General features: G+C 71.1%; 22 protein-coding genes. 6 read left to right on the top strand and 16 right to left on the bottom strand.

Translation table 11 applies throughout. From position 1 onward, the window contains the following. Positions 1 to 5: 5 nt before the first annotated feature. Positions 6 to 872 carry an ABC transporter permease gene (locus EFK10_RS32530; protein WP_127359247.1) on the bottom strand — a complete coding sequence of 289 codons (867 nt, stop codon included), beginning with the start codon at positions 870 to 872 and terminating at the stop codon, positions 6 to 8. Continuing rightward, complete coding sequence (locus tag EFK10_RS32525; RefSeq protein ID WP_127359246.1) at positions 862 to 1,677, bottom strand: ABC transporter ATP-binding protein; 816 nt, start codon at positions 1,675 to 1,677, stop codon at positions 862 to 864. The genes EFK10_RS32530 and EFK10_RS32525 overlap by 11 nt, the downstream gene beginning before the upstream one ends. Positions 1,678 to 1,905: 228 nt before the next feature. Between EFK10_RS32525 and EFK10_RS32520 the strand changes: the two genes are divergently transcribed. After that, complete coding sequence (locus EFK10_RS32520) at positions 1,906 to 3,519, top strand: sensor histidine kinase (RefSeq protein WP_127359245.1); 1,614 nt, start codon at positions 1,906 to 1,908, stop codon at positions 3,517 to 3,519. Continuing rightward, positions 3,516 to 4,214, top strand: coding sequence for a response regulator (locus EFK10_RS32515; RefSeq protein ID WP_127359244.1), 699 nt, complete (start codon positions 3,516 to 3,518; stop codon positions 4,212 to 4,214). Before EFK10_RS32520 ends, EFK10_RS32515 begins: the two co-directional genes overlap by 4 nt. Positions 4,215 to 4,539: 325 nt before the next feature. Here the strand turns inward: EFK10_RS32515 and EFK10_RS32510 are convergent, their stop codons facing one another. The 6 genes from EFK10_RS32510 to EFK10_RS32485 all read right to left on the bottom strand — a co-directional run bounded on the left by EFK10_RS32510 (position 4,540) and on the right by EFK10_RS32485 (position 11,339). Next, positions 4,540 to 6,153: a solute symporter family protein gene (locus EFK10_RS32510; RefSeq protein WP_127359243.1), complete on the bottom strand. Its 1,614-nt coding sequence runs from the start codon at positions 6,151 to 6,153 to the stop codon at positions 4,540 to 4,542. Then, the gene (locus tag EFK10_RS32505; protein WP_127359242.1) at positions 6,150 to 6,599 is read right to left on the bottom strand and encodes a DUF485 domain-containing protein; all 450 of its coding nucleotides are present in this window, start codon (positions 6,597 to 6,599) and stop codon (positions 6,150 to 6,152) included. The genes EFK10_RS32510 and EFK10_RS32505 overlap by 4 nt, the downstream gene beginning before the upstream one ends. Before the next feature lie 82 nt (positions 6,600 to 6,681). Continuing rightward, positions 6,682 to 7,356 carry a response regulator transcription factor gene (locus tag EFK10_RS32500; RefSeq protein ID WP_127359241.1) on the bottom strand — a complete coding sequence of 225 codons (675 nt, stop codon included), beginning with the start codon at positions 7,354 to 7,356 and terminating at the stop codon, positions 6,682 to 6,684. Further along, positions 7,353 to 8,525 carry a sensor histidine kinase gene (locus EFK10_RS32495; RefSeq protein ID WP_127359240.1) on the bottom strand — a complete coding sequence of 391 codons (1,173 nt, stop codon included), beginning with the start codon at positions 8,523 to 8,525 and terminating at the stop codon, positions 7,353 to 7,355. Before EFK10_RS32495 ends, EFK10_RS32500 begins: the two co-directional genes overlap by 4 nt. Positions 8,526 to 8,553: 28 nt before the next feature. Then, complete coding sequence (locus EFK10_RS32490; RefSeq protein ID WP_127359239.1) at positions 8,554 to 9,039, bottom strand: DUF1453 domain-containing protein; 486 nt, start codon at positions 9,037 to 9,039, stop codon at positions 8,554 to 8,556. A gap of 155 nt (positions 9,040 to 9,194) precedes the next feature. Then, positions 9,195 to 11,339, bottom strand: a complete 2,145-nt coding sequence (locus tag EFK10_RS32485) for a DNA gyrase/topoisomerase IV subunit B (protein ID WP_127359238.1) — start codon at positions 11,337 to 11,339, stop codon at positions 9,195 to 9,197. Positions 11,340 to 11,746: 407 nt separating this feature from the next. Here EFK10_RS32485 and EFK10_RS32480 point away from each other — a divergent pair, with 407 nt between their 5' ends. Continuing rightward, on the top strand, positions 11,747 to 11,980 hold the full coding sequence (locus EFK10_RS32480) for a DUF7455 domain-containing protein (protein ID WP_127359237.1): 234 nt from the start codon (positions 11,747 to 11,749) through the stop codon (positions 11,978 to 11,980). Between the two features lie 80 nt (positions 11,981 to 12,060). On the opposite strand, the gene EFK10_RS32475 is transcribed toward EFK10_RS32480, so the two are convergent. The 6 genes from EFK10_RS32475 to EFK10_RS32450 all read right to left on the bottom strand — a co-directional run bounded on the left by EFK10_RS32475 (position 12,061) and on the right by EFK10_RS32450 (position 20,437). Continuing rightward, positions 12,061 to 12,903: a S1 family peptidase gene (locus EFK10_RS32475; protein WP_127359236.1), complete on the bottom strand. Its 843-nt coding sequence runs from the start codon at positions 12,901 to 12,903 to the stop codon at positions 12,061 to 12,063. A gap of 163 nt (positions 12,904 to 13,066) precedes the next feature. Further along, positions 13,067 to 14,626 (bottom strand): RNA polymerase sigma factor, encoded by a 1,560-nt coding sequence (locus EFK10_RS32470; protein WP_206305672.1) that lies wholly within the window; start codon positions 14,624 to 14,626, stop codon positions 13,067 to 13,069. A gap of 285 nt (positions 14,627 to 14,911) precedes the next feature. Beyond that, positions 14,912 to 15,820 (bottom strand): FadR/GntR family transcriptional regulator, encoded by a 909-nt coding sequence (locus tag EFK10_RS32465; protein ID WP_127359234.1) that lies wholly within the window; start codon positions 15,818 to 15,820, stop codon positions 14,912 to 14,914. A 165-nt stretch (positions 15,821 to 15,985) separates the two neighbouring features. Further along, positions 15,986 to 17,596 carry an ATP-binding cassette domain-containing protein gene (locus tag EFK10_RS32460; protein ID WP_127359233.1) on the bottom strand — a complete coding sequence of 537 codons (1,611 nt, stop codon included), beginning with the start codon at positions 17,594 to 17,596 and terminating at the stop codon, positions 15,986 to 15,988. 41 nt (positions 17,597 to 17,637) lie between these two features. Next, positions 17,638 to 18,348 (bottom strand): NUDIX hydrolase, encoded by a 711-nt coding sequence (locus tag EFK10_RS32455; RefSeq protein ID WP_127359232.1) that lies wholly within the window; start codon positions 18,346 to 18,348, stop codon positions 17,638 to 17,640. Between the two features lie 88 nt (positions 18,349 to 18,436). After that, a complete protein-coding gene (locus tag EFK10_RS32450; RefSeq protein ID WP_127359231.1) occupies positions 18,437 to 20,437 on the bottom strand; it encodes an amylo-alpha-1,6-glucosidase in 2,001 nt (666 codons plus the stop codon). Between the two features lie 138 nt (positions 20,438 to 20,575). On the opposite strand from EFK10_RS32450, the gene EFK10_RS32445 reads away from it, so the two are divergent. Then, positions 20,576 to 21,898 carry an alpha/beta fold hydrolase gene (locus EFK10_RS32445; protein WP_127359230.1) on the top strand — a complete coding sequence of 441 codons (1,323 nt, stop codon included), beginning with the start codon at positions 20,576 to 20,578 and terminating at the stop codon, positions 21,896 to 21,898. On the opposite strand, the gene EFK10_RS32440 is transcribed toward EFK10_RS32445, so the two are convergent. Then, positions 21,810 to 23,072, bottom strand: a complete 1,263-nt coding sequence (locus tag EFK10_RS32440) for a DUF4192 domain-containing protein (protein WP_127359229.1) — start codon at positions 23,070 to 23,072, stop codon at positions 21,810 to 21,812. The two genes, EFK10_RS32445 and EFK10_RS32440, sit on opposite strands and share 89 nt — an antisense overlap. 156 nt (positions 23,073 to 23,228) lie before the next feature. On the opposite strand from EFK10_RS32440, the gene EFK10_RS32435 reads away from it, so the two are divergent. Together EFK10_RS32435 and EFK10_RS32430 are read left to right on the top strand one after the other, a co-directional pair. Next, positions 23,229 to 25,400, top strand: a complete 2,172-nt coding sequence (locus tag EFK10_RS32435; RefSeq protein WP_127359228.1) for a RecQ family ATP-dependent DNA helicase — start codon at positions 23,229 to 23,231, stop codon at positions 25,398 to 25,400. Positions 25,401 to 25,599: 199 nt separating this feature from the next. Then, positions 25,600 to 26,190 carry a hypothetical protein gene (locus EFK10_RS32430; protein WP_127359227.1) on the top strand — a complete coding sequence of 197 codons (591 nt, stop codon included), beginning with the start codon at positions 25,600 to 25,602 and terminating at the stop codon, positions 26,188 to 26,190. A gap of 9 nt (positions 26,191 to 26,199) precedes the next feature. Here EFK10_RS32430 and EFK10_RS32425 read toward each other — a convergent pair whose 3' ends face one another. Beyond that, complete coding sequence (locus tag EFK10_RS32425; protein WP_127359226.1) at positions 26,200 to 26,661, bottom strand: hypothetical protein; 462 nt, start codon at positions 26,659 to 26,661, stop codon at positions 26,200 to 26,202. Positions 26,662 to 26,681 lie beyond the last annotated feature (20 nt).

Raw genomic sequence — 26,681 nt, 5'->3', positions numbered from 1 at the left:
ACGGGTCAGCGGTCGGCGCCGGATTCGGCCGGCTTCCAGCGGAAGAGCCGCTTCTCGAGGAAGGTGAGCAACCCTTCGGCGAGCAGGGCGACGACCGCGAGAATCGCCATGGCCGCGTACACGCCGGCGGCGTTGAAGGTGCCCTGCGAGGCGGCGACCAGCAGACCGAGCCCCTTGGTGGCGCCGATGTACTCGCCGACGATGGCGCCGATGAGCGCGAAGCCGAAGCTCACGTGCAGGCTGGTGAAGATCCACGACGTGGCCGAGGGAATCACCACCTGGAAGGTGACCTGCCGGTTGCTGGCACCGAGGATGCGGGAGTTGGCGACGAGGTTGCGGTCCACCTCCCTGGCACCTTGGAAGGCGTTGAAGAAGACCGGGAAGAAGACCAGGACCACCGCGGAGGCGACCTTCGAGGCCGGCCCGAGGCCGAACCAGATGAGGAAGATCGGCGCGAGCACGATACGCGGCAGCGCGTTGAGCACCTTGATGTAGGGCCCCAGCACATCGGCGAGGAAGCGGATCCGGCCGAGCGCGATGCCCAGGAGCACGCCCGCGACCACACCGATGATCCAGCCGAGCAGGGCCTCGTAGAGCGTGTACCAGATCTGCTCCCAGAGGGATCCTTGGGCGGTGCCGTCCACGACCCAGGTGTGGATCTGGTCCCAGATCTTCGACGGCATCGAGAAGTTGAAGGGGTCGATGACGGCGGCCCGGGCGAGCCACTCCCACAGGCCGAGTACGGCGAAGAGCAGGGCGACCCGGCTGGCGAGGACGAGGTACTTGCGGTTGCGGGCGGCCCGCGCCCTGGCCTGCGTACGCTCGGTCTTGACCGGGGAGGCGGCCGGAGCCGTGACGGTCTCAGGCGACATTGACGGCACCCCTCTCACGGGTGATCCGGACCTCTTCGCCGAGCGAGGACCAGATCTCGCGATAGATCTCGATGAACCGGGGCTCCATCCGCACCTGCTCGACCTTGCGCGGCCGGGGCAGGTCGATCTCGAAGACCTCCTTGACGGTCGCCGGACCCGCGGTCATGACCACGACCTTGTCGGCGAGCGCGATGGACTCCTCCAGGTCGTGCGTGACGAAGACGACGGAGGCGCCGGTCCCGGCCCACAGCTCGAGCAGCTCGTCCGACATCAGGGCCCGGGTCTGCACGTCGAGCGCCGAGAAGGGCTCGTCCATGAGCAGGATCTCGGGGTCGTTGACGAAGGTGGCCGCCAGCGCGACGCGCTTGCGCATGCCGCCGGACAGCTGGTGCGGGTAGCGGTCCTCGAAGGAGCTCAGGCCGACCCGGGCGAGCCATTCGCGGGCCCGCTCCTTCGCCTCGGCCTTCGGTACACCACGGAAACGCGGCCCTGCCATCACGTTGGACAACACGGTCCGCCAGGGGAAGACCGCGTCCTGCTGGAAGACGAAGCCGACCTTGTCGCCGATGCCCCGGACCGGCTCGCCGGCCACCAGCACCTCGCCCTCGGTGGGCTCCTCCAGACCGCTGACCAGGGTCAGGGTCGTCGACTTGCCGCATCCGGTGGGACCGACCACCGCGACGAACTCGCCGCGGCCGACGGTCAGATCCAGATCTCGTACGGCGGTGTGGAGCGCCCCCGACGGAGTCCGGAACGCTTTGCTCGCCCCCCGCAGCTCGATGGCGGGGCTCGTTTGGCTGTTCATGGAGCGGGACGCTAGATGTGGCCCGGACCACAGCGGCAGCCTTGCGATCACAACTCCGGCTTCTGCCCACAACCCTCCGTTCTGCTCGTTTTGCTCGCGCCACGACAACGAAAGCGATACGAGGGCTGGGCAATACCCCCACGGGCGTTTACGTTGCGTTCACAGCGAGGCAAAACGGAGCAGCCCCTTCCGCGACGCGGAGGAACGGCGGAAGGCAGGAGCGAAGGCATGCGGATCCGATGGCCCCGCCGTGTTTTCGCCCAGGTCCTGCTGGTGCAGCTGGCCATCACCACCGGGGTGATCATGCTGGCCACCGGGCTCTTCCTCGCCACGCTCAGCGCCCAGCTCGACGACCAGGCGATGCGCCAGGCACTGTCCATCGCCCAGACCACCGCCGCCGAACCCAGCCTCGCGTACGACCTGACCAGCACCGAGCCGACCCCGGCCGGCGCGGTCCAGGTCAAGGCCGAGCGGATCCGGCGGGCCACCGGCGCGCTCTACATCGTCGTCATGGACACCAACGGGGTCCGCTGGTCGCACACCGAGACGACCCAGATCGGCAGGCACGTCTCCACCGACCCCAGCGTGGCCCTGGCCGGCCAGGACATCATGCAGATCGACCGCGGCACCCTGGGCCGCTCGGCCCGCGCCAAGGTCCCGCTCCGTGACGACGAGGGCAGCATCGTCGGCGCCGTCTCGGTGGGCATCGCGTACGACAGCGTCCACGAGAGCCTCATGGCCACCCTGCCCAGCCTGCTGCTCTACGCGGGCGCCGCGCTGGCCGTCGGTGTGCTCGCCGCCTTCGGGGTCTCCCGGCGGCTGCAACGGCGGACCCACGGGCTGGCCTTCGCCGACATCTCGGCACTGCTCGATGAGCGCGAGGCCATGCTGCACGGCATCCGCGAAGGAGTCGTCGCCCTCGACCGCTACGGCTGCATCCGGCTGCTCAACGACGAGGCGCAGCGGCTGCTGGGCCTGGGCCCGGAGGCCACCGGCCGCGCCCTGGACGACGTGCTGCCCCCGGGCCGTACGACCGACGTGCTGGCCGGCCGGGTCGACGGCGCCGACCTGCTGACCGTCAGCGGCGGCCGCGTACTGGTCGCCAACCGCATGCCGACCGGCGACGGCGGGGCGGTGGCCACCCTGCGCGACCGGACCGAGCTCGAACTGCTCGGCCGGGAACTGGACTCCACGCACGGCCTGCTCGACGCGCTGCGCGCCCAGGACCACGAGCACGCCAACCGCCTGCACACCCTGCTCGGGCTGCTCGAACTCGGCCTGCACGACGAGGCCGTGGACTTCGTCGCCGAGGTCGCCGACGGCCACCGGGCCTCGGCCGAGCAGGTCGCCGAACGGGTCCATGACCCGCTGCTGTCGGCGCTGCTGGTCGGCAAGTCGGCCATCGCGGCGGAGCGCGGCGTGTCCCTGCGGATCTCCCCCGGGACGCTGCTGCCCGACCAGGTGGTGGACCCGCGCGACCTGGTGACCGTCCTGGGCAATCTCATCGACAACGCGCTGGACGTCGCCTCCTTCGTCGAGGTCGAACTGCTCGCCGAGGGCACCACCGCAGTGCTGCGGGTCAGCGACAACGGCCCCGGGGTGTCGCCCGAGATGCGCGAGCGGATCTTCGCCGAGGGCTGGACCACCAAGCAGTCCCCCGCGCACCGCGGCCGGGGCCTCGGGCTCGCCCTGGTGCGCCGGCTCGCCGAGCGGTACGGCGGCATGGCCCGGGTCACCGCCAGGGCGGGCGGCGGCGCGGTGTTCACCGTCGTCCTGCCGGAGGCACTGGCCGTCCGTGAACTGACCGCAATGACCGCAATCCCAGGGGGAGAGTCACGATGATCGACGTCCTGGTCGTGGACGACGACTTCCGCGTCGCCGAAATCAATGCCGCGTACGTGGCCAAGGTTCCCGGCTTCCGGGTCACCGCCCGCGCCCACACCGCCGCGCAGGCGCTGGCCACCCTGGAGCGGGTCCATGTCGACCTGGTCCTGCTCGACCACTACCTGCCGGACGAGACCGGGCTGACCCTGGTGCGGCGGATGCGGCAGCTCGGCCACACGGCCGACGTGATCATGGTGACGGCGGCCCGTGATGTCGCGACCGTGCAGACCGCGATGCGCTACGGCGCCCTGCAGTATCTGGTCAAGCCGTTCAGCTTCGGCGGCCTGCGGGCCAAGCTCGACGGCTACGCCGCGCTGCGCCGCACCCTCGACGGCGTCGGCGGCGGCCGGGGCGAGGCGGGCCAGGAGCAGGTCGACCGCATCTTCGGCGCGCTGCGCACCCCGGAGACCTCACCCGCCGCCGGGCTGCCCAAGGGCCACTCCGCGCCGACCGCCGACCTCATCCGCCGCGTCCTCAACGAGGCCGACCACCCGCTGTCGGCCCACGAGGTCGCCGAACGGGCCGGGCTCAGCCGCTCCACCGCCCAGCGCTACCTCAAGTACTTGGAGAGCGCGGGCCGCATCAGCCTCACCCTCAAGTACGGCGACACCGGCCGCCCCGAACACCGCTACGCCTGGGCGCGCGCCAGCTGATACGACAGCGCCCGCGCGGCTGCGCAGACGACCGGCGAGATGCGGTCGAGCCGCAGGCCGCCGCAGATGCCCGGCGAGCGAGGCGAGGGGGCCGGTCAGGCCGAGAGTGACGGGGAAGTTGCGGCCAGGCTCGGCGGGTCGGTGTCGATCTGGTGCCGTACCGGCGACGGCTTACCGTCCCGACGGCGCAATGACGCTGGTAATGACGGCAGTTGCATGACCAACGGCTCCCGCCCTCTGCGCTGTCGGCACAGCATCGGAGCGGGGGCGCGGCGGCGGCAAGGCGGGCATTCCGCCACGTGGAACGGGCGCCGTCAGGGATACGTCAGACGGCCCCGGCACCCGTCAGCGAACGGACCTCCGCCTCGGCGTGCTTGCCCTCGTCGGCGGGCTCGGGCGACAGGACCGTGCCGAGCCAGCCCGCCAGGAAGCCGAGCGGGATGGAGACCAGGCCGGGGTTCTGCAGCGGGAAGAGATGGAAGTCGACCCCGGGGAAGAGCGCGTCAGGGCTGCCGGAAACCACCGGCGACAGGATCACGAGCAGCACCGCGGGGCCCAGGCCGCCGTAGACCGCCCAGAGCGTGCCCCGGGTGGTGAACCGCCGCCAGAAAAGCGTGTAGAGCAGTGCCGGGAGGTTGGCGGACGCCGCCACGGCGAAGGCCAGGCCCACTAGGAAGGCGACGTTCTGACCCTGCGCGTACAGGCTCAGCACGATCGCCACTGCGCCGATGCCGAAGGCCGCGACCCGGGCCACCTTCACCTCCTCCTGCTCCTTGGACTCCTTGGAGCGGCGCCGGCTGCCGCTGCGGCGGCGCACCGTCGCATACAGGTCGTGGGCCACCGAGGCCGAGGACGCCAGGGTGATCCCCGCGACGACGGCGAGGATGGTGGCGAAGGCCACCGCTCCGACCACGGCGAACAGAACCGTTCCTCCGGTTGTCCCCGCCCCGCCTCCCAGGTCCAGGGCGAGCAGCGGCACCGCGGTGTTCCCGGCCTGATTGGAGCTGCGCACGGAGTCGGAGCCGACCACCGCGGCGGCCGCGAAGCCGAGCACGATCGTCATCAGGTAGAAGGAGCCGATCAGCCCGATCGCCCACACCACCGACCGGCGGGCCGAACGCGCGGTCGGCACCGTGTAGAAGCGGGACAGGATGTGCGGCAGCCCGGCCGTGCCCAGCACCAGCGCGAGGCCCAGGCTCATGAAGTCCAGGCGGGCGGTCCAGGTCCCGCCGTATTTCAGGCCGGGCGCGAGGAAGTCCTTGCCGTGGCCGCTGCCGGCCGCCGCCGAGCGCAACAGGCCGCCGAGGTCACCGTGGAACCGCACCAGGACGAGCACAGTGAGCGCGACCGACCCGGCCATCAGCAGAACGGCCTTGACGATCTGGATCCAGGTCGTGGCCCGCATCCCGCCGAAGGAGACGTAGAAGACCATCAGTCCTCCGACGCCGATCACCGTCCAGGTGCGGACGGCCGCTCCCTGCCCGCCGAGCAGCAGGGCCACCAGGCTCCCGGCCCCCACCATCTGCGCGACCAGGTAGATCACCGACACGATGACCGACGACGTGCCGAGCGCGATCCGCGCAGGCCGCTGACGCATCCGGACGGCAACTACGTCGGCAATGGTGAACCGCCCGCAGTTACGGACCAGTTCGGCGATCAGCATGAGCACCACGAGGAACCCCACGAGGAACCCCACGCAGTACAGCACCCCGTCGTATCCCACCAGGGCCACCAGACCGGAGACCCCCAGCAGCGAACCGGCGGAGATGTAGTCGCCGGTGATGGCGAAACCGTTCTCCAAGGGCGAGAAGAGCCTGCCGCCCGCGAAGAACTCCACCGACGAGCTGCGCCGCCGCCCAGCCCACGCCGTGATCGCGAGGGTGACGGAGACGAAGACGGTGAAGAGGACGAGTGCCAGCCCCTGATGATTGCCCGTCACCGCATACGCTCCTGCGTGTCCCAGCGCAGATCCAGCGCGGCACGGTCCCGGCGCAGCCGCGCGTGCCGCGCGTACGCCCAGGTCAGCAAAAACGTTGAGGCGAACTGCGCCAGTCCCGCCACCATCGCGACGTTCAGCTCCCCGGCCACCGGACGAGCCATCAGCCCGGGCGCCGTCGTCGCCAGCACGACATAGAGCAGATACCAGGCGAGAAAGGCGGCCGCCGCGGGAAACACAAACCGCCGGTACCGGCCTCGCGCCTCCTGGAAGGCGGCGCTGTGCTGGACCTCCAGATACACCGCCGTACGGTCCTCACGGCCGGGCTCCTCGTGGCTCACAGGAGCCTGGACGTCGGCCTCCTGCTGCCACTCCCCGGCGACCGGGACGGCGTACCACGGATCGTCCATCCGGAGCGCTCCCGGCCCGGTCCCGTCGTGCTCGTTCACAGACTCTCCTCGCTCTGACCGTGCGCCCCAGCATGGACAGATCGGGAAGATCCGGAGACATCAAGCCGAAAGGTTCACCCCATTAGGTGACGCCGTCGGTGATGCCGTGCTGATAGGCATATTTCACGGCCTGCGCCCGGTCGCGTGCCCCCGTCTTGGCGAAGAGATTGTTGATGTGGGTCTTGACCGTCGTGACGCTCACATACAGCCGCGAGGCGATCTCGGAGTTCGACAGTCCCTGTGCGACCAGCGCCAGCACCTCGGCCTCACGAACCGTCAGCCCGTCGGGCAGCTCCAGCACCTCAGGAACGTCCGGACCCTCAGCCGCCTCCACCCCCTGCGCCGACAGCCGCTCCAGCAGCCGCCGTTGCACCTGCGGCGCGAGTCCGGCCTCGCCCGCCACGACGGCCTTGATCGCCCGCACGATCTCGTCGCCCCCGGCGTCCTTGGTCAGATATCCGCGCGCCCCCGCCCGCAGCGCCGGGAACAGCGAGTTGTCATCGGCATACGTGGTCAGGACGACCACCTGTGTGCCCGGATACTCCGCCCGGATCCGGCGGGTGGCCTCCACGCCGTCACAGCGCGGCATCCGCAGATCCATCAGCACAACCTCGGGCCCGAGCTCGCCGACCAGCCGCACCGCCTCCTCCCCGTCCGCCGCCGCGCCCACCACCTCGATGCCCGGCAGCAGCCCCAGCAGCATCACGATCCCTTCACGCACCACCGTCTGGTCGTCCGCGACCAACACCCGCGTCATACGGGCACCCTCAGGCGCACCACGAAACCCTCCTCAGCCGGTCCGGCGTCCAGCGCGCCGCCCAGCAGCTCGGCGCGCTCCCGCATCCCCCGAAGACCGTAACCGGCGCCCGACACCTCCAGAGAGTTATCCACAGGCCGCCTCCCGCCCGAGTCCCGCACCACCAGCTCCACTTCCCGCGGCCGGTACTCCAGCCGCAGGTCGACCTGCGCGCCCGGCGCGTGCTTGCGTACGTTCGTCATCGCCTCCTGCGCCACCCGCCGCACCGCGAGCCCGGCCTCAGCCGGCAGCGCCCGGCTCTCCCCCGCCAGCTCCAACCCTGCGCCCTCGATGGAGACCAGCTCCCGCAGGAACTCCTCGACGGGAGCCATCTCACCGCGCAGCGCCGACAGAGCCTGCCGGGTCTCGGCCAGCCCCTCGCGTGCCATCCGGCGCGCGTCGACCACCCTGCGCAGCACCTCCTCGCGCTCGGCGCCCCGCTCGATCAGCATCCGGGCCGCCTCCAGATGCACCGCCTGCGCCGACAGGCTGTGCGCCAGTACGTCATGGATCTCCCGCGCGATCCGCGCCCGCTCGGCCAGCGCCGCGCTCTCCGCCTCCGCTTTCCGGGCAGCCCGTTCCTGGACCAGGAGTCGCTGGGTGTTGCCCCTGGCCTCCGAGTCCAGCCGGCTCACATAACCCACGAGGACGATCCCGGCCGAGGTCATGACGCCGGTCAGCGCGTTGTCGCTGCCCTGCAGCGCACCGTAGGCCGTGAGCGCCACCACAGCCATCGGCAGCGCGGCGAAGAGCGGGAGGCGTCCCATGGCGACGATGACGCTGCCGAACCACAGCGCTGCCGCGCCGAAGCCGCTGCCCGCGGTATGGGCCACGAAGCCCCCGCCGACCAGCGCCGCCAGGAGACCGACGGACGGCCACAGCCGGTGCTCCAGCGTCGTCCGGAAATACCCCCACAGCACGGCCCCCGCCGCGCCGTAGCCGCACAGCCCCCCGGCCACGAGTCCGACGGAGGTCCAGCCACGAACCTCGGCGTCCGCGATCGCGGCCCACAACAGACCGCCCAGGGTCAGTATCCGTGTCAGCCAGGCGAGAGCCCGCCGGGCACCCGTCCGCGCCTCCCGCGACAGCGCCTCCCGCGACGGCCAGACCAGCCACGTGTCCAACGGCATTGGCAGAACCTCCGCGACGCCCAAGGGATCAGTCGGCGACGCTGACACGGTGTGCCGGGGCCGTCGCCTGCGCCCGCCACAGCAGAACCCCGGTCCGGACCAGCAGCGAAGCCGCCATGGCCATCATGAACGAGCCGCTCCCACTCCGGACACCTATCAGCGCGCCGATACCTATCAGGCCCACGCGCAGGGCTATCCCGCCGATCCACACCAACGCGGTCGTCTTCGTGCCCTTGGCCCACACCACGCCCGACGCGTCCCGCCAGACCCGGGTCGTCCAGGCCCACGCCACGCCTATCGCCGCGCCGGTAGCGATCTCGACGACGAGCATCGCCACCGCCCGTGCCCGGTGATCCGCGTCGATCAGGTCGGGCCTGCGCGCCGCGAAGAAGGCAAGGACCACGGGAGCGGCCCACCAGCGGCCGCCCCCGGTCACCTGCCGCGCGGAGAACTGCTGCACGAGCACATAGCCGACAACGGCGAGAACAACGACAGCGGTGACCGGTTCGGACATCGCGGCGACACCTCCGGAGAGCGGGAAGACCAGCCGTCTTCGACCTTCTTCGACGCTACGCGGAAGCCCAGCTCAGAGGATCAAACCGGGGGTGGAGCCAGGGTGGAGACCGCTTCTCCACCCACGGGTGGAGAAGCGGTTCCGAGCGGGATCTGTCACACGTCGATACGCGAACGGTCCAGCGTCGCCGCCGAATTGGTGATGAATTCCTTGCGCGGCGCGACGTCATTTCCCATCAGCAGGTCGAAGGCCTGCTCCGCAGCCTCCAGATCGCTGATGTTGATCCGGCGCAGGGTGCGGTGGCGGGGGTCCATCGTGGTCTCCGCGAGCTGGTCGGCGTCCATCTCGCCGAGGCCCTTGTAGCGCTGGATGCTGTCCTTGTAGCGGACATTCCGGCGCTGGAGGTCCATCAGGGTCTGCCGGAGTTCGTTGTCGGAGTACGTGTAGATGTACTTGTCCTGGCCCTTCCGGGGGTTGGACAGCTCGATGCGGTGCAGTGGCGGCACCGCCGAGAAGATCCGTCCCTGCTCGACCATCGGCCGCATGTACCGCTGGAACAGAGTGAGCAGAAGAGTACGGATGTGTGCACCATCGACATCGGCGTCGGCGAGGAAAATGACCTTCCCATATCGCGCTTGGTCGATATCGAAGGTCCGGCCGGAACCAGCTCCTATCACCTGGATGATCGCGCCGCATTCGGCATTCTTCAACATGTCCGAGACGGACGACTTCTGGACGTTCAGAATCTTGCCGCGGATCGGCAGCAGCGCCTGGAACTCCGAATTGCGCGCCAGCTTGGCCGTGCCGAGCGCCGAGTCGCCCTCGACGATGAAGAGTTCGCTGCGTTCCACGTTGTCGCTGCGGCAGTCGGCGAGCTTGGCCGGCAGCGACGAGGACTCCAACGCGGTCTTACGGCGCTGCGCCTCCTTGTGCTGGCGGGCGGCGATACGCGTGCGGGCGGCGGCGACCGCCTTCTCCAGGACCGCCCGGGCCTGCTGCTTGTCGTCGCGCTTGGTGGAGGTCAGGAAGGCCTTGAGCTCCCTGGAGACCACGTTCGCGACGATCCGGTTGGCCGCCGAGGTGCCGAGCACCTCCTTGGTCTGGCCCTCGAACTGCGGCTCGGCTAGCCGCACCGTGACGACAGCGGTCATGCCCTCCAGGGCGTCGTCCTTGACGATGTCGTCCTCGGCGACGCGCAGCAGCTTGCTGGTGCGCAGCACCTCGTTGACCGTCTTGGCGATGGCGCTCTCGAAACCCCTGATGTGGGTACCGCCCTTGGGGGTGGCGATGATGTTGACGAAGGAGCGCAACGTGGTGTCGTATCCGGTGCCCCAGCGCAGGGCGATATCGACGCCGAGTTCGCGGGTGACCTCGGTGGCGGTCATGTGGCCGCGGTCGTCGAGGACGGGGACGGTCTCCTTGAAGGTGCCGCTGCCGGTGAGCCGCAGGACGTCGCAGATGGGCTTGTCCTGGGCGAGGTAGTCGCAGAACTCGCTGATGCCGCCGTCGAAGTGGAAGACCTCCTCGACCGCGGCGCCCGGGCCGCCCTCGACCGCTCCCTCCCCCGCCGGTCCCCGCTCGTCGCGTACGACGATGGTCAGGCCGGGCACCAGGAAGGCGGTCTGGCGGGCGCGCTGGTGCAGGTGCTCCAGGGAGAGCTTGGCGTCCTTGAGGAAGATCTGGCGGTCGGCCCAGTAGCGGACGCGGGTGCCGGTACGGATCCTGGGGACCTTTTTGGTCTTGCTGAGGCCGCTGGCGGGGTCGAAGGGCGCGTCGGGGCCGGGCTCGGTGAAGATCCCGGGGACGCCTCGGCGGAAGCTGATGGCGTGGGTGTGGCCGCCGCGGTCCACCTCGACGTCGAGCCGCGCGGACAGCGCGTTGACCACGGAGGCGCCGACGCCGTGCAGACCGCCGGAGGCAGCGTAGGAGCCGCCGCCGAACTTGCCGCCAGCGTGCAGCTTGGTCATGACGACCTCGACGCCGGACAGGCCGGTCTTGGGCTCGACGTCCACCGGGATGCCCCGGCCGTTGTCGCGGACCTCGACAGAGCCGTCCTCGTGGAGCACTACCTCGATGCGGTCGCAGTGGCCGCCCAGGGCCTCGTCGACAGAGTTGTCGATGATCTCCCAGACGCAGTGCATGAGGCCTCGACTGTCGGTCGAGCCGATGTACATGCCAGGGCGCTTGCGGACCGCTTCGAGGCCTTCGAGTACGAGCAGGTGCCGCGCGGTGTAGTTGGAGCCGTCGCGATCTGCACCGGTCAGCAGCGCGGTGGACGGCACGGATGTTTCGGCGGTCACGCGGGCGTCTCCTCGATGAAGTTCTTCAGCCGTGTCGGTGAGAGGGTACCGAGACCCGGTGGAGCGGGTTCGCCGCGACCCGGTATGAGGCCTCATGTTAGCCCTCGGTCGATCGTACGTTCGATCCCTCTTTCGAGTGATACACATGTCACGTTCCCATAGAGGCATGAACCATTTAGGCTCCGGGCACGTCCTCATCATCAACCGGCAAGCCAGCCGGGGGGCTAAAACCAGACAGATCCACCTAAAAACGACAACGAGCGCACCAGAGACCTATTCGCCGCCAATCGGTAGCATCCGGCACATACGAGATTCGTTTTCGAGATAAAGCCACGAGCGGGAACGTTTTCGGCCTGGTTGGATGTTGACCCTGGTACGACAGCTCGTCGAGCTAGAGAAGAGGCGACGTGACTACTGTTCTGACCCCCGCAAGCCCGCTGACGGCGGCAGACCGCTGCGACCGTTGCGGCGCCCAGGCCTACCTGCGCGTCGTTCTGATCAGCGGCGGCGAGCTGCTCTTCTGCGCGCATCACGGGCGTAAGTTCGAGCCCGAACTGAAGAAGATCGCTTCGGAAATACAGGACGAGACCGGTCGCCTGACCGACTCTCCGTCTGCCGCGGCGCCCGACGACGACCACTGACGAATAGCCCCTGCGACGAGCTCCGTACGTGCGGGCGGCCTCCCCCGCGGGAGGCCGCCCGCACGCGTACGCAGATCACGTCAGGAGGAGTGGGCCGCGACCAGCCCCGCGACGGCTGACATACGCGTGTAGACCCCCGGGTGCGCGGGGTCGGCGCAGCCCGCACCCCAGGAGACCAGACCCACCAGCTTCCCGCCGGCCACCAGCGGGCCCCCGCTGTCGCCCTGACAGGCGTCGTGGCCGCCTGCGGGGTCGCCGGCGCAGACCATGTCCTGGCGGTTGTACTTACCGTCTCCATTGCCCGGGTAGGCCCGCTCACAGGTCTCGTCGGCCAGCACGGTCAATCCGGCGGCCCGCAGCACCGTCGAGTAGCTCGCGTAGCCCGTCGTGTCGCCCCAGCCGTACACCTCGGCCGCGGTGCCCGCGCGGTAGTCCTGCGTGTCGTCGGCACCGGCCATGCGGATGGTGGAGGCGGCAGGCAGCGACTCTCCAAGTGTGACGACCGCCACATCACCGCTGTTGGTCACCGGGTCGTAGCCCGGATTGACCCAGACGTTGCTCACATCGGTCTCGCGGCCCGACGTGCCGCTCAGATCGGTGCGCCCGAAGATGATCCGGAGATCGTGTACGTCCGACCAGTTACCGCCGAGCGCGGCCTGGCCGAAGCAGTGCGCCGCGCTGACCACCGTGGTGGGACCGACGAGGACACCACCACAGAACTGACCCGACCGCGCCGAGCCGAACCGGGACTGACTGGCCACCGCCACCGTCCAGGGGTACCGCTCGGCCGTTACCGGGCCCCCGCCGATGATGCTGCGGTCGGAATCCTCCCCTGCCTGGGCCACAGGGGCCCCCAATGGCACCGCCAGGACCGGCAGCAGCGCCACCAGCCCGCCCAGCAGCGCGCGGAACGAGGAACGCATGCACTCTCCTGACCCCGGATCTGACCCTACGGATATCCATGGATACCCAGAGTGATACAGGCTGGCCGAGCACGCATCCGGAGCAGTCCACACGAGCGCCGGGAAGACGGCGGGCCCGTGACCGCCGGCGGCGGTCACGGGCCCGTACGAAAACCCCAGGAACTCAGTCCAGGTAGTCCCGCAGAACCTGGGAGCGGGACGGGTGGCGCAGCTTCGACATCGTCTTGGACTCGATCTGGCGGATGCGCTCACGGGTGACCCCGTAGACCTTGCCGATCTCGTCCAGCGTCTTCGGCTGGCCGTCGGTGAGGCCGAAGCGCATGGAGACCACGCCCGCCTCGCGCTCACTGAGCGTGTCCAGCACCGAGTGCAGCTGCTCCTGCAGAAGGGTGAAGCTCACCGCGTCGGCCGGGACCACGGCCTCGGAGTCCTCGATGAGGTCGCCGAATTCGCTGTCACCGTCCTCACCCAGGGGAGTGTGCAGGGAGATGGGCTCGCGACCGTACTTCTGGACCTCGATGACCTTCTCGGGGGTCATGTCGAGTTCCTTGGCCAGCTCCTCCGGGGTGGGCTCGCGGCCCAGGTCCTGGAGCATCTGGCGCTGGACGCGGGCCAGCTTATTGATGACCTCGACCATGTGCACCGGGATACGGATGGTGCGGGCCTGGTCGGCCATGGCGCGGGTGATGGCCTGGCGGATCCACCAGGTCGCGTACGTGGAGAACTTGAAGCCCTTGGTGTAGTCGAACTTCTCGACCGCACGGATCAGGCCCAGGTTGCCCTCCTGGATGAGGTCCAGGAAGAGCATGCCGCGGCCGGTGTAGCGCTTGGCCAGCGAGACCACCAGGCGGAGGTTGGCCTCCAGGAGGTGGTTCTTGGCCCAGCGGCCGTCCTCGGCGATGATCTCCAGCTCGCGCTTGAGCTTGGGGGCGAGCTTGTCGGCCGCCGCCAGCTTGTCCTCGGCGAACAGGCCGGCCTCAATGCGCTTGGCGAGCTCGACCTCCTGCTCGGCGTTGAGGAGGGGGACCTTGCCGATCTGCTTCAGGTAGTCCTTGACCGGGTCGGCGGTGGCGCCGGCCGCGGCGACCTGCTGCGCCGGGGCGTCGTCCTCGTCCTCGTCGGACAGGACGAAGCTCTCGGCCTCGGGCTTGTCGGGGCCTTCCTCGTCCTTGCCGGGCGCGGCCTCGTCGAGCGGTTCCTCGCCCTCGGCCTCTTCACCGTCCGTCTTGCCCTTGGCCGCGGTGGTCTTCTTCGCCACGGTCTTCTTGGCGGTCGTCTTCTTGGCCGCCGCCTTCTTGGCGACGGTCTTCTTCGCGGGAGCCGCGGCCTCGTCGGCCACGTCTGCCACGGCCTCGGTCTCCACGGCCGCCACAGGAGCTGGGGCGGCCTCGGCGGCGACGGTCTTCTTGACCGGTGCGGCCTTCGTGGCGACGGTCTTGGTGGCAGTACGCTTCGCCGGGCTCTTGGCTGCGACGCTCTTACGGGTGCGCTTGGGCGCCTCAGCGGCACTCACCATCAGCGTCACACCCTCCTCGTCGAGGACCTGGTTGAGGCTGCGCAGAACGTTCTTCCACTGGGTTGCCGGAATCTGGTCCGCTTCGAAGGCTCGACGCACGTCGTCGCCGGCGATCTGCCCCTGGGCCTTACCCCGCTCGATGAGCGCCAACAGAGACTCGGACTCGGCGATCTCCGGCGGGAGCGTACGGGATGTGCTGGCCGACACGAACAACCTCTCGGAACGATGGGAACGACTACGGTGGGAACCGCTCAGCAACTCAGCGTCATACATGTCGCGGAAATTCCTCGCACGGCTGCCACCTCTAACCTCATCGCGCTGCGCGGCAGAGCGTTACGCCCGACCCACGTGGCCCCAGTCACATCCCTTTCCGGTACGAGCCGGACATAATCGAGCATTCTTCACGGATTGCGCGGGGATGGCTCCGCCGCCGGCCCGGGAGCAAGGGGTCCGGCGGCGGCTGGGGCGGGCGGGGGCGTACGGCTGGCGCGGTCAGTGCTCGCGGGGGGCCGGCACCACGTGCTCGGCCGCGCCCGGGACCTCGGAGTGGACGCCGAGCAGTTGGCGCATGGCCGACTCGGCCTCGGCCCCGTCACCGGAGGCGAGGGCCTCCACGATCCGCAGATGCAGCCCAACCGAGTGCTCGCCGGGGCGCTCGCAGCCGATCGCCGGGCCGCCGGAGACCTGAAGCGCGGAGGAGACGATGCCCGAGAGGTGCTCGAGCATGCGGTTTCCGGCGATCTGCAGGACGAGTGCGTGGAATTCGGCGTCGGCGCGGGAGAACGTGAGGGAGTCGCCCTGTCCGGCGGCGTGCCCCATGATCTCCGCCATGTCGTTGAGGCGCTGCTGCAGCTCCTCACGGCCGTGACCGGCGGCGAGCCGGGCGGCCAGCGGCTCGATGGTCCAGCGGAGTTCGAAGAGCTCCCGGCGCTGGTCCTCGCGCTGCGGTCCGAAGGCCCGCCACTCGATGATGTCGGGGTCGAGGAGGTTCCAGTCGCTGACCGGGCGGACCCGGGTGCCGACGTTGGGGCGGGCGCTGACCAGGCCCTTGGCCTCCAGCACGCGCAGGGACTCGCGCACCACGGTGCGGGAGACCTCGAAGCGCTGACCGATCTCCTCGGGGACGAGCGGACGGTCGGCGCCCAGGTCACCGGAGACGATCATCTGGCCGAGCTGTTGGACGAGTTGGCCGTGCAGCCCGCGGCCCCGGCTGCCGCCGGCCCGGCGGCCGACCCGGCCCATGTCGGAGTCGCCCCCGTCCCAGGAGGGAAGTCCCGGGACGCCGGGTCGGTCGACGGCTGGTGCTTCGCCGTACGGATAGCGGTCGAGCTCGCCCGGGCCGACGATGCTGGAGTCGGCGGAGCGGGCCGCGGTCATCATGGTGTGCGCAAGGGTACTCACGCATCCTTTGTCGGCGATGCCGCAGGGCGCCTTGAGGGCTTTGCTGAAAAGCACACGAAAGGGTGAGCGCTCATCACCTGATAATTGACGCTTTATCGGAAGGAAATGGGCTTTCTTGCGGTGTTCTGGAGCACTTCGGTTTATCTGACCGCAAGTTGGACGCCGTCAACCGGCGCGACCCCGCAACACCGTTGCCACATAGGCGCACAGCAGAGCGACCAGCGCCAACCCGAAGGAATACCTGACCGGTTCCGCGGCCAGTCGTACGGCGTCGATCGCCGGAGCGGAGGCCGCCTTCCGCACGACGGGCGCGACCAACAGCGGCACGGCCAGCACCCCCGCCATTCCGAGCGCGGTCGTACGGAACACCCCGGCCGCCAACACCCCCGCCCAGGCACACCCCACGTTGAGCGCGGCCCAACCCACAGTCACGGCAGTGTGGTCCACCGGTGACGGAACGCTGCCGGGCCCTTCGAGGAGCCATACGGCAGCCGCGCCGAGCCCCGCGGCGAGAGCGGCCAACAGCAGGGCCACCGCGCTGTTGACGGCGAGTTTGGCGGCAAGCAGCCGGAGTTGGCGCGGGACGGCCGCACGGTCGGGCGTGAGCGCGGGATAGCGAAACTCCTGGCCGTACGCGAGCGCACCGAGCAGGCCCGCCCCGAGGGCCGCGGGCGGCAGCGGCAGGAGGTGCGGCCAGCCGGTGACCGCGCGCAGCGAGAGGTGGTGGCCGGTGCGCAGCAGCACGAGGGCTCCGGCGAGCGAGGCGAGCAGGGACGCGGCGGCGATCAGCCAGGGGGTGCGTACGCCGGCGAGGCGCCGCAGTTCGTAGCGCAGCGGGCGGACGGGGCCGGGCGGGGGCACGGCCTCGCGGGCCGGCGGGATGGGCATGGTGTCGTAGGCGGCGGGCGGGACGGGCGGCGGCCCGGAGTCGGCGGTGGCGTCGGCGAGCTGGTGCAGGAGGATGCCGTGCCGGAAGGCGGTCTCGCCGACGTGCGCGGGCGTGGTGCCGTAGACGGCGATGCGGCTGCCGCTGTCGCTGACCACCTCGGTGCCGTCGTGGGTGAGCAGGGCGGCGAGGCGCTGGGCCTGTGGGGAGCGCACGGCGACGTACGGGCGCAGCCGGGTGCGGCCGAACTCGGCGGCGGGCTGGTCGGCGACGAGGCGGCCGCCATGGAGGGTGACGACACGGTCAGCGATCCTGGCGACCGCCTTGGGGTCGCGGCCGGTGATGACGACGGCGCCGCCCTGGGCGGTATAGGACCTGAGGAGGCCGTGCAGCCAGCCGGTGTCGCGGGGGGTCAGGTCGCGGGCGGGGTCATCGAGGATCAGGGCGGCGGGGTCGGCGAGGAGGGCGGCGGCGAGGCCCAGACGGCGGTCCACGCCGAGCGAAAGGCTGCCGAGCCGGTGGCCGGCCATGTCGCTGAGGCCGACGACCTCGAGGACCTGTTCGGCCCGGGTGGCGGGGACGCCGGCGGCCGCCGCGAGCATCCGCAAGTGGCCGCGGACGGTGCGTGCAGGGTGACCAGGGACGTCGCCGAGCATTGCGCCGGCCTGCCGGGCGGGGTGTTGGTGGCGATGCAGGGGGCGGCCGTCGAAAAGAGTGACGCCGCGGCCTGGTTCGAGTTCGAGCATGAGGCGCAGGGCGGTTGACTTGCCGGCCCCGCTCTCGCCGAGCAGGGCGGTGACCTCCCCGGGGCGGGCCTCGAAGCTGAGGTCGTCGACGGCGGGAGGTCGGTCGCCCCGGGATGCGCTGGTCAGTCCAATGGCCTGGATCACCTTTGCACGATAACGCCGCTTTTATCAAAACTGCCCGGATTTCACACCTCAGGGCGCAACATGGGCGGATTCAGCAGTGCGGCACCTCCGGCCCTGAACAGCTGTGCGGGCCTACCGCCCTGACGGGTCGTCGTGCCGCCGGTGGGGACGAGAAAGCCCGGGGTGCCGGTGACCTTGCGGTGGAAGTTGCGCGGGTCCAGGGCGACGCCCCAGACGGCCTCGTAGACCCGGCGCAGTTCGCCGACCGTGAATTCGGGCGGACAGAAGGCTGTGGCGAGGGAGGAGTACTCGATCTTGGAGCGGGCGCGTTCGACGCCGTCGGCGAGGATGCGGGCGTGGTCGAAGGCCAGGGCGGCGCCGTCGTGCAGCAGCTCGGTCACCGGGGCCCAGCGGGCACTGCGGGCGTCGCCGCCGGCCCGGGGGGCGGGCAGGTCGGGGGCGAGCACGAGGTGGGCGACGCTGACCACTCGCATCCGGGGGTCGCGGTGCGGGTCGCCGTAGGTGGCCAACTGCTCCAGGTGGGCACCGTTCTGGGCGCGCAGCCCAGTTTCCTCGGCCAGTTCCCTGGCCGCCGCGTCGCCCAGGTCCTCGTCGACGCGGACGAATCCGCCGGGCAGCGCCCACCGTCCCTGGTAGGGCGGCTCGCCCCGGCGAATCGCCAGTGCGCACAGCGCGTGATGGCGCACCGTGAGCACGACGAGGTCGACGGTGACGGCGAACGGCGGGAAAGCTGACGGGTCGTAGGGCGGCATGGCGCGATCTTAGTCGTCTGCCTGACGATAAGCAGCTGCTTGGCGCACTGGATCACGCTCTGGGTCATGTGCTGCGTCAAGCACCGGCTCACGCACCGAACTGCAGGCCGGGGGCGGCCTCCTCAACCATGGCCATGCCGAGCCTGCTGATCCGTACGGCGAAGGGCTCCCCGGCGACCCTCAGCCCCGACAGCTGCACCGCGCCGAGCGGCGCCGTGCCCATGGGCCGTACGGCGACGATCCGCTCGGGGGCGTCGGGGCGTACTCCGGCGAGGGACATCAGCAGATGGACCGCGCCCGCCGCGGCCACGGCGGCGGGGCGGCAGGCGGAGGGGTGCGGGGCGGGCACCCGGCCGACGGCCCGCTGCTCCCCGGCGTACATCTCAGGCAGCCGGTGGCCGAAGGCCTCCGCCGCGTCGAGCAGGCCCCGCAGCAGGGCGGCGGCTTCTTTCTCGTACCCGGTGGCGGCCAGGCCTGCGGCGGCGACGGCCGTCTCGTGGACGCGTACGGCTCCGCCACGGTGGCCGAAGGGGTTGTGCCCGGGGGCCTTGGCGGACAGCGTGCGCAGTCCCCAGCCGGAGTCGAGGTCCGGGGCGCCGAACAGGCGGGCGAGCTGCTCGGTCTGCACCTTGTCTAGCAGGCCCTCGGCGAGGTCGCCGCCCCCGAGCAGCCCGGTGTCGAGCAGGTGGCCGGCAGCAGAACCGAGATGCGGTGCCGGTCTGCCGTCCGGGGCCAGAGCGGCCGCAGGTCTGCCACCGGCCCGGTCGTCGAGCCAGAAGTCCTCGCGGAAGGCCCGTCGCAGCTCGGCCGCCCGCTCCCACCAACTGTCGGCTCCGGGGCGGTCGTAGGCGTCGAGCAGGTCGGCGCCGTGCAGCATGGCCCGGTGGGCGTGGGCCTGCACCTCGCACCGGGCGGGGCCACCGGGGGCCGGGTCGGGCACATAGCCGTCGTCGCCGGCGGCGGTGAACAGCCAGCGCAAGCAGCGCTCGGCGGCCGGCAGCAGCGGCTCGGCCTCCCGCTCCGGTAGCCCCCACCGCCGGGCCTCGGCCAGGACGGTGACGAAGAGCAGCGTCGCCTCCACGCCCGAACAGGTCGGGGGCAGATGAGGCCCCGCGTGCCGCAGGAGCCCGGGGATGCGCCCGCTGCCGGGGTCCTGGCGGCGGGCCAGGGTGCGCAGGGTGCCCGCGGCGAGGCGGGTGCCCAGCGGCAGCAGCATGCGGGCCGCCCACAGGGCGTCGGCCGGCGCCAAACCGAGCCGCCATGGGGCCCCGGCCGCCGTGTGGAGGTCGGAAGGCTGGGCCGGGTCGCGCAGTAGCAGGGCGCTCAGGTCGTCAAGGCTCGCGCCCAGCAGTGCCTCGGCCCCCGCGTCGTCACAGGACATCTCGGCGGCGGACCAGAGCACGGGAACCGTCGCCTCCCGGGCGCCCGGGCTGCGTGCGGACGGCGCGTCCGGCAACGGCTCCAGGACCGCGCGCAGCTCGATGACCCGGGAGCCGCCCGGCGGCACGGCCAGGTCCCAGCGCAGCAGGCCGGCCGAGGCCAGCGCACTGTCCGGCGCCGGATGAGCGGTGATCCGCGCCCCCGCCCCATCCCGTGACCAGCGCAGCCCCGAGGCGCAGACGCTGGCCGGCAGATCGGGCCCGGGCCGCCCGGAAGCGACCGCGGCAAGGTCCGCCAGGTCCGTGCCCAGCGCCACCTCCAGCGGCAGCCGCAGGCCCCGTGGACCGGTATTGTGCACGGTGATCCGCTCGGCTCCGGCGGCCGTGCGCACCCGCTCCACGGTGACCGCCGGGTCCGGGCCGGTGTCCGCCCCGGTGCGCACGACCGCAATGAATCGGGCCCGACCCGCCGTGACCAGCCTGCCCTGCACCGGAATCGGGGCCGAGCCGGCGATCCGCAGCTCGCAGCGGGCCAGCACCCGACGGCCGTCCTGGTAGAAGCCGTCCAGGTCGTGCCCGAGCAACTGCCCGTGCCCGGCGGAGACCGCGAGCGACGGCGCCGCGACGCACATCACCGCGTCGTGCACCGGTTTCGGACCCCGGTCCGGCCGGCCGGGCGGGGTCGGCGGAGTGTTCTGCTGCGGGCTCATGCCATCTCCTCGGACGCCTTCCGCGGTTCGACACCACCCACCTGAACGGCCGGGTGGGCGCTCGGGTCACGGGGCGTCTACCGTTCCGCTCGGGAAACCGTCAGCACCGTTGGCACGCATCACCGGAAAGAAGCAAGCATGGCCGTGTACCGCCAGCCCGGAACCGTTGTCACCGATCACACCTTCGAGGTGCCGCTGAACCACGCGGACCCGGCGGGTGAACGGATCCAGGTCTACGCTCGCGAGGTCGTGGCGACCCCGAAGGCGCGCGATGCCGACCGGGAGGAACTGCCCTGGCTGCTCTTCCTGCAGGGCGGACCGGGCGGCCGTTCGCCGCGCCCACTTGGCCGCGACAGCTGGCTCACCCGCGCCCTGGAGGACTACCGGGTGCTGCTGCTCGACCAACGCGGCACCGGCCGCTCCACTCCGGCCACCCGGCAGACCCTGCCGTCACGCGGGGACGCCGCCGCCCAGGCCGCGTATCTCGCGCACTTCCGCGCCGACTCGATCGTGGCCGACTGCGAGCTGATCCGCCGTGAGCTCCTCGGCGAGAACGGCCGGTGGAGCCTGCTCGGCCAGAGCTACGGCGGCTTCTGTGCGCTCACCTATCTGTCATTCGCCCCCGAAGGGGTGCGGGAGGCCTTCATCACGGGCGGCCTCGCCGGGCTGCGCAGCAGCGCCCAGGACGTCTACCGCGCCGCCTACCCGCGCGTCGAACGGAAGGTGGCCGCGCATTACGACCGCTATCCCGAGGACGCCGCGACGGTGCGGGCGGTCGCGAGGCATCTCCGCGACACCGAGGTGACCCTGCCCGGCGGCGGGCTGCTCACCGCCGAGGCCTTCCAGTCGGTGGGCCTGCTCCTGGGCACCGGCACCGGCTCGCACACCCTGCACTATCTGCTGGAGGACGCCTTCGTCCCGGACACACCGGAGCCGGTCCTTTCCGACTCCTTTCTCGCCGAGGCGCAGGGGCATCTGTCCTTCGCGGGCAACCCGCTCTACGCGGTGCTCCACGAGCCGATCTACGGCCAGCGCTCGGTGTCGCCGGCTCCCACCGGCTGGGCGGCTGAGGCGGTGCGCGCCGAATTCCCCCGGTTCGACGTGAACAAGGCGCTGGCGGGAGACGCTTCCGTGCTGCTGACCGGCGAGATGATCTACCCCTGGATGTTCACCACCGATCCTGCGCTGGCGCCGCTGCGCGAGACCGCCCAGCAACTGGCGGCGTGGGAGAACTGGCCCGATCTGTACGACCCGGAGCGGCTGGCCCGCAACGAGGTTCCGGTGGCGGCGGCCGTCTACCACGACGACATGTATGTCGACACGGCCGACTCGCTGGCCACCGCGCGCGCCGTACGCGGGCTGCGGACCTGGGTCACCGACGAATACGAGCACGACGGACTCCGGGTGAGCGGCGGCCGGGTCCTCGACCGGCTGATCCGGCTGGCCCGCGGTGAGCTGTAGCGCAGGCCACCGTCGGCCCCAGGCGCTTTCGCCGTAGACCCCGCAGGCATCCGCGCAGTGGCTCGGGGTCGACTCCGGCGTTGAGCGCGGCATACAGCAGCCGGGCGAAGGTGTAGTCGGCGTCGAGCTGCAGGGCACGGCCGAAGGCGACCCGCGCTGTGGCCTCGTCGCCGACGGACCAGGCAACCCAGCCGGCGAGAGTGAGCGGGGCCGCCGCGTGGTCCTGGAATGGCTTGACGCAGCACCTGGCCAGTGCGCGCCACAGCCGCAGCGCCGGTTCGGTGTGCGGAGGCTCCATCCACTCAGCGGCGTGGTCACGCGTGATGCGGTCCTGAAGCCCGAGGATGATCGCCGCGGCCTCCGCTGCGTCGAGCAGCGCGTCGTCACCGGCGTCGCCGCGCGGCCCATCGTCCTCCGCCGGGGCCTCGCGGAACCGTTCCAGGGCGGACTCCACCAGGGCAAGGGTCTCCCGCCGTACCGTCTCGGCGGCGTCCTTTCCTCGGCCGAGCATGCGCGGCACCAGGTCCGCCGCGGCCGCGTCGAGGGCCTGTTCCTGGGCGGTTGACGAGGATGTCTCCGGCGGAGTGAGCCGAGCCTCCATCTCCCGCAGCGAGCCGCGTACTTGGATGCCCACGTAGGCGGCGGCCGCAGCCATGACGGAGCTTCCGGAGGACCTGATCTCGGCACCGTCTGGCGGGCAGGTGCAGCCGGCGTCCGAACAGGTGTAGGACCACCAGCGGCCGCCTGACACGCACAGCGCCTCGATGACGGGGACGTCAAGGGCACCGCAGGCGACGCGCAGTCCCTGGGCGAGTGGTCGCAGGCGCTCCATGGTCCGCCCCGGCTGCTCCCCTTCGACAGGGTCCTGGCAAAGGAACACGACGATGGACTCGGGGCGGTCCCCGCGCTGCTCGCTGCCGCGCACGAGGCACTCGGCGAGCTCGGTGGCGACCTCGGGCCACTCGCGCGGGTCGGTGGGAATGCCGAGGCGCAGTCGGCCGCCGAAGCGGCTGCGCTTGCCGTGCAGCGCCACCATCACGATCGAGTCGGTCGGATGGAAGCCGAGCAGGTACGGAAGCGCGTCGGCCAGCTCGGCCGGGCTGCGAAGGGTGACCTTGTGCTCGTCGGCGGGGCGGGCGGATTCGTCGGGCTGGATTTCGTTGTGCTGAGTCATGATCCGAAGGTGACGCAGGCCGGCGATCTACGCCAGGCCCCTCTCCCAGCCTGTGGATAACCACGTCAATATCGTCATATAGGCAGTCCGCAAGTTATCCACAGGCGGGATCATCGGCGTTCGCGCTTTGTCGGTCCCATCGGGTTCCATGGGCGCATGACGGAAACGACCAGCACCGCACTCCGCGCCGAGGCGGACACCATCCTCGCCCGCCTCGTCGGTGACGGCACCGGCACCGCCCGGCTGCGCGAGGACCAGTGGCGCGCGGTCGAGGCGCTAGTCGCCCACAGCAGGCGGGCGCTGGTCGTGCAGCGCACCGGCTGGGGCAAGTCCGCCGTCTACTTCGTGGCCACCGCGCTGTTGCGCCGGCGCGGCAGCGGCCCGACGGTGATCGTCTCCCCGCTGCTCGCGCTGATGCGCAACCAGATCGATGCCGCCGACCGCGCCGGGATTCGCGCCCGCACCATCAATTCGGCCAACCCGGAGGAGTGGGAGACCATCCAGGCCGAAGTCGCCGCAGGTGAGGTGGATGTGCTGCTGGTGAGCCCAGAGCGGCTCAACAACCCTGATTTCCGGGACCAGGTGCTGCCCAAGCTCTCATCGACGACCGGCCTGCTCGTGGTCGACGAGGCGCACTGCATCTCGGACTGGGGCCATGACTTCCGACCGGACTACCGCAGGCTGCGCACCATGCTCGCCGACCTCCCGCCGGGCGTGCCGGTGCTGGCCACCACCGCCACCGCCAACGCCCGGGTCACCGCCGACGTCGCCGAGCAGCTCGGCACCGGGGACACCGAGGGCGCCCTCCTGCTGCGCGGCCCGCTCGACCGGGAGAGCCTGTCGCTCGGTGTGCTGCGTCTGCCGGACGCCGCGCACCGGCTGGCCTGGCTGGCCGACCACCTAGGGGAGCTGCCGGGCTCCGGCATCATCTACACCCTGACGGTGGCGGCAGCCGAGGAGGTCACGGCCTTCCTGCGGCAGCGCGGCTACGAGGTGGCCTCGTACTCGGGCCGGACCGAGGACGCCGACCGCAAGGCCGCCGAGTCGGCTCTGCTGGCCAACGAGGTCAAGGCGCTGGTCGCCACCTCCGCGCTCGGCATGGGCTTCGACAAGCCCGACCTGGGATTCGTCGTCCACCTCGGCTCGCCGTCCTCCCCCATCGCGTACTACCAGCAGGTCGGACGCGCCGGTCGCGGTGTGGACCACGCAGAGGTGCTGCTGATGCCGGGCGCCGAGGACGAGAAGATCTGGGAGTACTTCGCTTCCCTGGCCTTCCCGCCCGAGGAACAGGTCTGGCGCACGCTGGAGGTGTTGGCCGCCGCCGGCAGGCCGCTCTCCGCCCAGGCGCTGGAGCCACACGTCGATCTGCGCCGCAACCGGCTGGAGATCATGCTCAAGGTGCTCGATGTCGACGGTGCGGTGCACCGGGTGCGCGGCGGCTGGACCGCCACCGGACAGCCGTGGTCGTACGACACACAGCGGTACGAGTGGGTCGCCCGCCAGCGCAAGGCGGAACAGCAGGCGATGCGGGAGTACACCACGACCACCGACTGCCGGATGGAGTTCCTGCGTCGCCGGCTCGACGACCAGGAGGCCGCGCCTTGCGGCCGCTGTGACAACTGCGCGGGCGCGCGCTTCGGTGAGCAGGTCTCCGCCGCCGCTCTCGACGCAGCCCGGGCCGCGCTGGGACGGCCTGGAGTCGAGGTGGAGCCGCGCCGGATGTGGCCGTCAGGACTCGAAGCGGCCGGTATAACCCTCAAAGGCCGGATCCCCCCGGGGGAGCAGGCCGCGCCCGGGCGGGCTCTGGGCAGGCTCTCGGACATCGGATGGGGTAACCGGCTGCGCCCGATGTTCGCCGACGGTGCCCCGGACGGTCCGGTGCCGGACGATGTGGCGCAGGCGGTGGTGCGCGTGCTCGCCGACTGGGCGAAGGGACCGGGCGGCTGGGCGGCCGGAGGGCCGGAGGCGCCGGCGCGGCCGGCCGGGGTGGTCACGATCGCCTCGCACACCCGTCCCCAGCTGATCGCCTCACTGGGCGCCCGGATCGCGGAGGTAGGCCGCATACCGCTGCTCGGCCAGGTCGCCCACGCGGACTGTGGTGCGCCGCTGCGGGTGCCGCGGAGCAACAGCGCTCAGCGGCTGCGCGTGCTGCACGAGGCGTTCGTCGTGCCACCTGAACTCGCCCGGTCACTGGCCGAGTCACCCGGTCCGGTGCTGCTGGTCGACGACTTCACGGAGACCGGGTGGACCCTCGCGGTGGTCGCGCGGCTACTGCGCCGATCGGGTGTAACGGGTGTGTTTCCGCTGGTCCTGGCCCTGCAGAGCTGATCGGACGTCAAAAAGTCTCCAGAGGGCGGGATCTAAGCGGCGGAAAGGTCGATACCAGGTCGAGTCGACAAATTGACCGTTGCCGCTCGCCCGCGCGGGAGCCAGAATTGAGACCGGATCCCCCGACCGGCTCCTGGAGCCCTTGACCGGCGTGCGCCCGCGCCCGGCGGCCTGGGGAGCCACCCACGAAGGGAGGACCGTGGCCATCGGTTTCGCTCCGGCGACCACTGCCGGCACCTCCTCCCGCCTGGCCCGCTCCCTGGAGCCGGCCGAGTGGGTCGCGGCGAATGTCCCCCTGCTCAGCAATCCGCGCGACATCGTCAAGGATCTGTACGCCCGCCATCTCCCGATGCCCGGCACCGCTGTGGTCGCCGTGTTCTCGGCGGACGGGCGGCTGGAGGCCAGCGCATCGTTTACCCAGCGGGCCGGTCACACCGACGGCTGGGAGCGCCGCAACGCGATCCTCGCCCACCTGCGCCGGGTGACGTCCGACGACCTGCGGCGCCGCCGCCCGGTGCGCACCGCCGTACTGCTGGTGTGCCGGGACGGGGACGCCGGCTGGACGGAGGCCGACGGTGCCTGGATGTGGGGGCTGCGAGACGCCTGCTCGCTGTACGGGCTGCGCTGCGGCGCGTACCTCACGCTGACCCGCGACGGCTGGCACGTGATCGGCGAGAACCGTGGCGGACGCACGCCGAAAGCCGCGTCCTGGTCGGAAACGCCCGGCGGCGCAGCCGCCCTGCGCCCCACCGGGGCGCCCGAGGCACTGCGCCGCGCGGCGGCCCGCTGAGTCAGCGGTTCAGGCGCTCGCGCCGAGCAGGCCGTTGATCCGCTGCGGGTCTCCGCAGACGATCAGCAGCGCACCCGCCCGGGCCATCGCCGTGGGCAGCGCCCGCGCGATCGCCTCGTCCGCACCGCCGTTGACGGCGACGATCACCACCGGGCGGCCCAAGGCCCGCTCGGCGTCGCCGATGGCCGCGTAGAACACGTCGTCGCCGGCATCGTGCTGCGCCCAGTAGGACGCCTCGCCGAAGGAGACTTCGTGAGCGGCCCAGGGGTGCTGTTCGCCAGTGGTGAGGACCAGGACGTCGCCGGGCGAACGGCCCGAGTCCAGCAGCAGGTCCACCGCTTCGTCGGCGGCATCGATCGCGCCGTCGGCGGGGGCCGGGATGAGCTGGATCTGCGCGGCCACGGCGCCGTCGGCGGCAGCGGCCGGGCCCGCCGGCTCACCGTCGCGCGACGACCGTTGCTGCGGCGGCACGACCGGACCGCGGGCCGGGC

The organism is Streptomyces soli (assembly GCF_003999195.1).
Taxonomy (GTDB): domain Bacteria; phylum Actinomycetota; class Actinomycetes; order Streptomycetales; family Streptomycetaceae; genus Actinacidiphila; species Actinacidiphila soli.
Note: the sequence above shows the minus strand (reverse complement) of the source record. Positions and strands in the feature narration are given on the sequence as shown.

What these genes read in the sequence shown, in the direction of transcription:
- EFK10_RS32455 (WP_127359232.1), bottom strand. Translation starts at nt 18,348, where the DNA reads ATGCCGCCCTACGACCCGTCAGCTTTCCCGCCGTTCGCCGTCACCGTC.
- EFK10_RS32520 (WP_127359245.1), top strand. Translation starts at nt 1,906, where the DNA reads ATGCGGATCCGATGGCCCCGCCGTGTTTTCGCCCAGGTCCTGCTGGTG.
- EFK10_RS32490 (WP_127359239.1), bottom strand. Translation starts at nt 9,039, where the DNA reads ATGTCCGAACCGGTCACCGCTGTCGTTGTTCTCGCCGTTGTCGGCTAT.
- EFK10_RS32445 (WP_127359230.1), top strand. Translation starts at nt 20,576, where the DNA reads ATGGCCGTGTACCGCCAGCCCGGAACCGTTGTCACCGATCACACCTTC.
- EFK10_RS32435 (WP_127359228.1), top strand. Translation starts at nt 23,229, where the DNA reads ATGACGGAAACGACCAGCACCGCACTCCGCGCCGAGGCGGACACCATC.
- EFK10_RS32500 (WP_127359241.1), bottom strand. Translation starts at nt 7,356, where the DNA reads ATGACGCGGGTGTTGGTCGCGGACGACCAGACGGTGGTGCGTGAAGGG.
- EFK10_RS32475 (WP_127359236.1), bottom strand. Translation starts at nt 12,903, where the DNA reads ATGCGTTCCTCGTTCCGCGCGCTGCTGGGCGGGCTGGTGGCGCTGCTG.
- EFK10_RS32515 (WP_127359244.1), top strand. Translation starts at nt 3,516, where the DNA reads ATGATCGACGTCCTGGTCGTGGACGACGACTTCCGCGTCGCCGAAATC.
- EFK10_RS32525 (WP_127359246.1), bottom strand. Translation starts at nt 1,677, where the DNA reads ATGAACAGCCAAACGAGCCCCGCCATCGAGCTGCGGGGGGCGAGCAAA.
- EFK10_RS32450 (WP_127359231.1), bottom strand. Translation starts at nt 20,437, where the DNA reads ATGAGCCCGCAGCAGAACACTCCGCCGACCCCGCCCGGCCGGCCGGAC.
- EFK10_RS32440 (WP_127359229.1), bottom strand. Translation starts at nt 23,072, where the DNA reads ATGACTCAGCACAACGAAATCCAGCCCGACGAATCCGCCCGCCCCGCC.
- EFK10_RS32495 (WP_127359240.1), bottom strand. Translation starts at nt 8,525, where the DNA reads ATGCCGTTGGACACGTGGCTGGTCTGGCCGTCGCGGGAGGCGCTGTCG.
- EFK10_RS32530 (WP_127359247.1), bottom strand. Translation starts at nt 872, where the DNA reads ATGTCGCCTGAGACCGTCACGGCTCCGGCCGCCTCCCCGGTCAAGACC.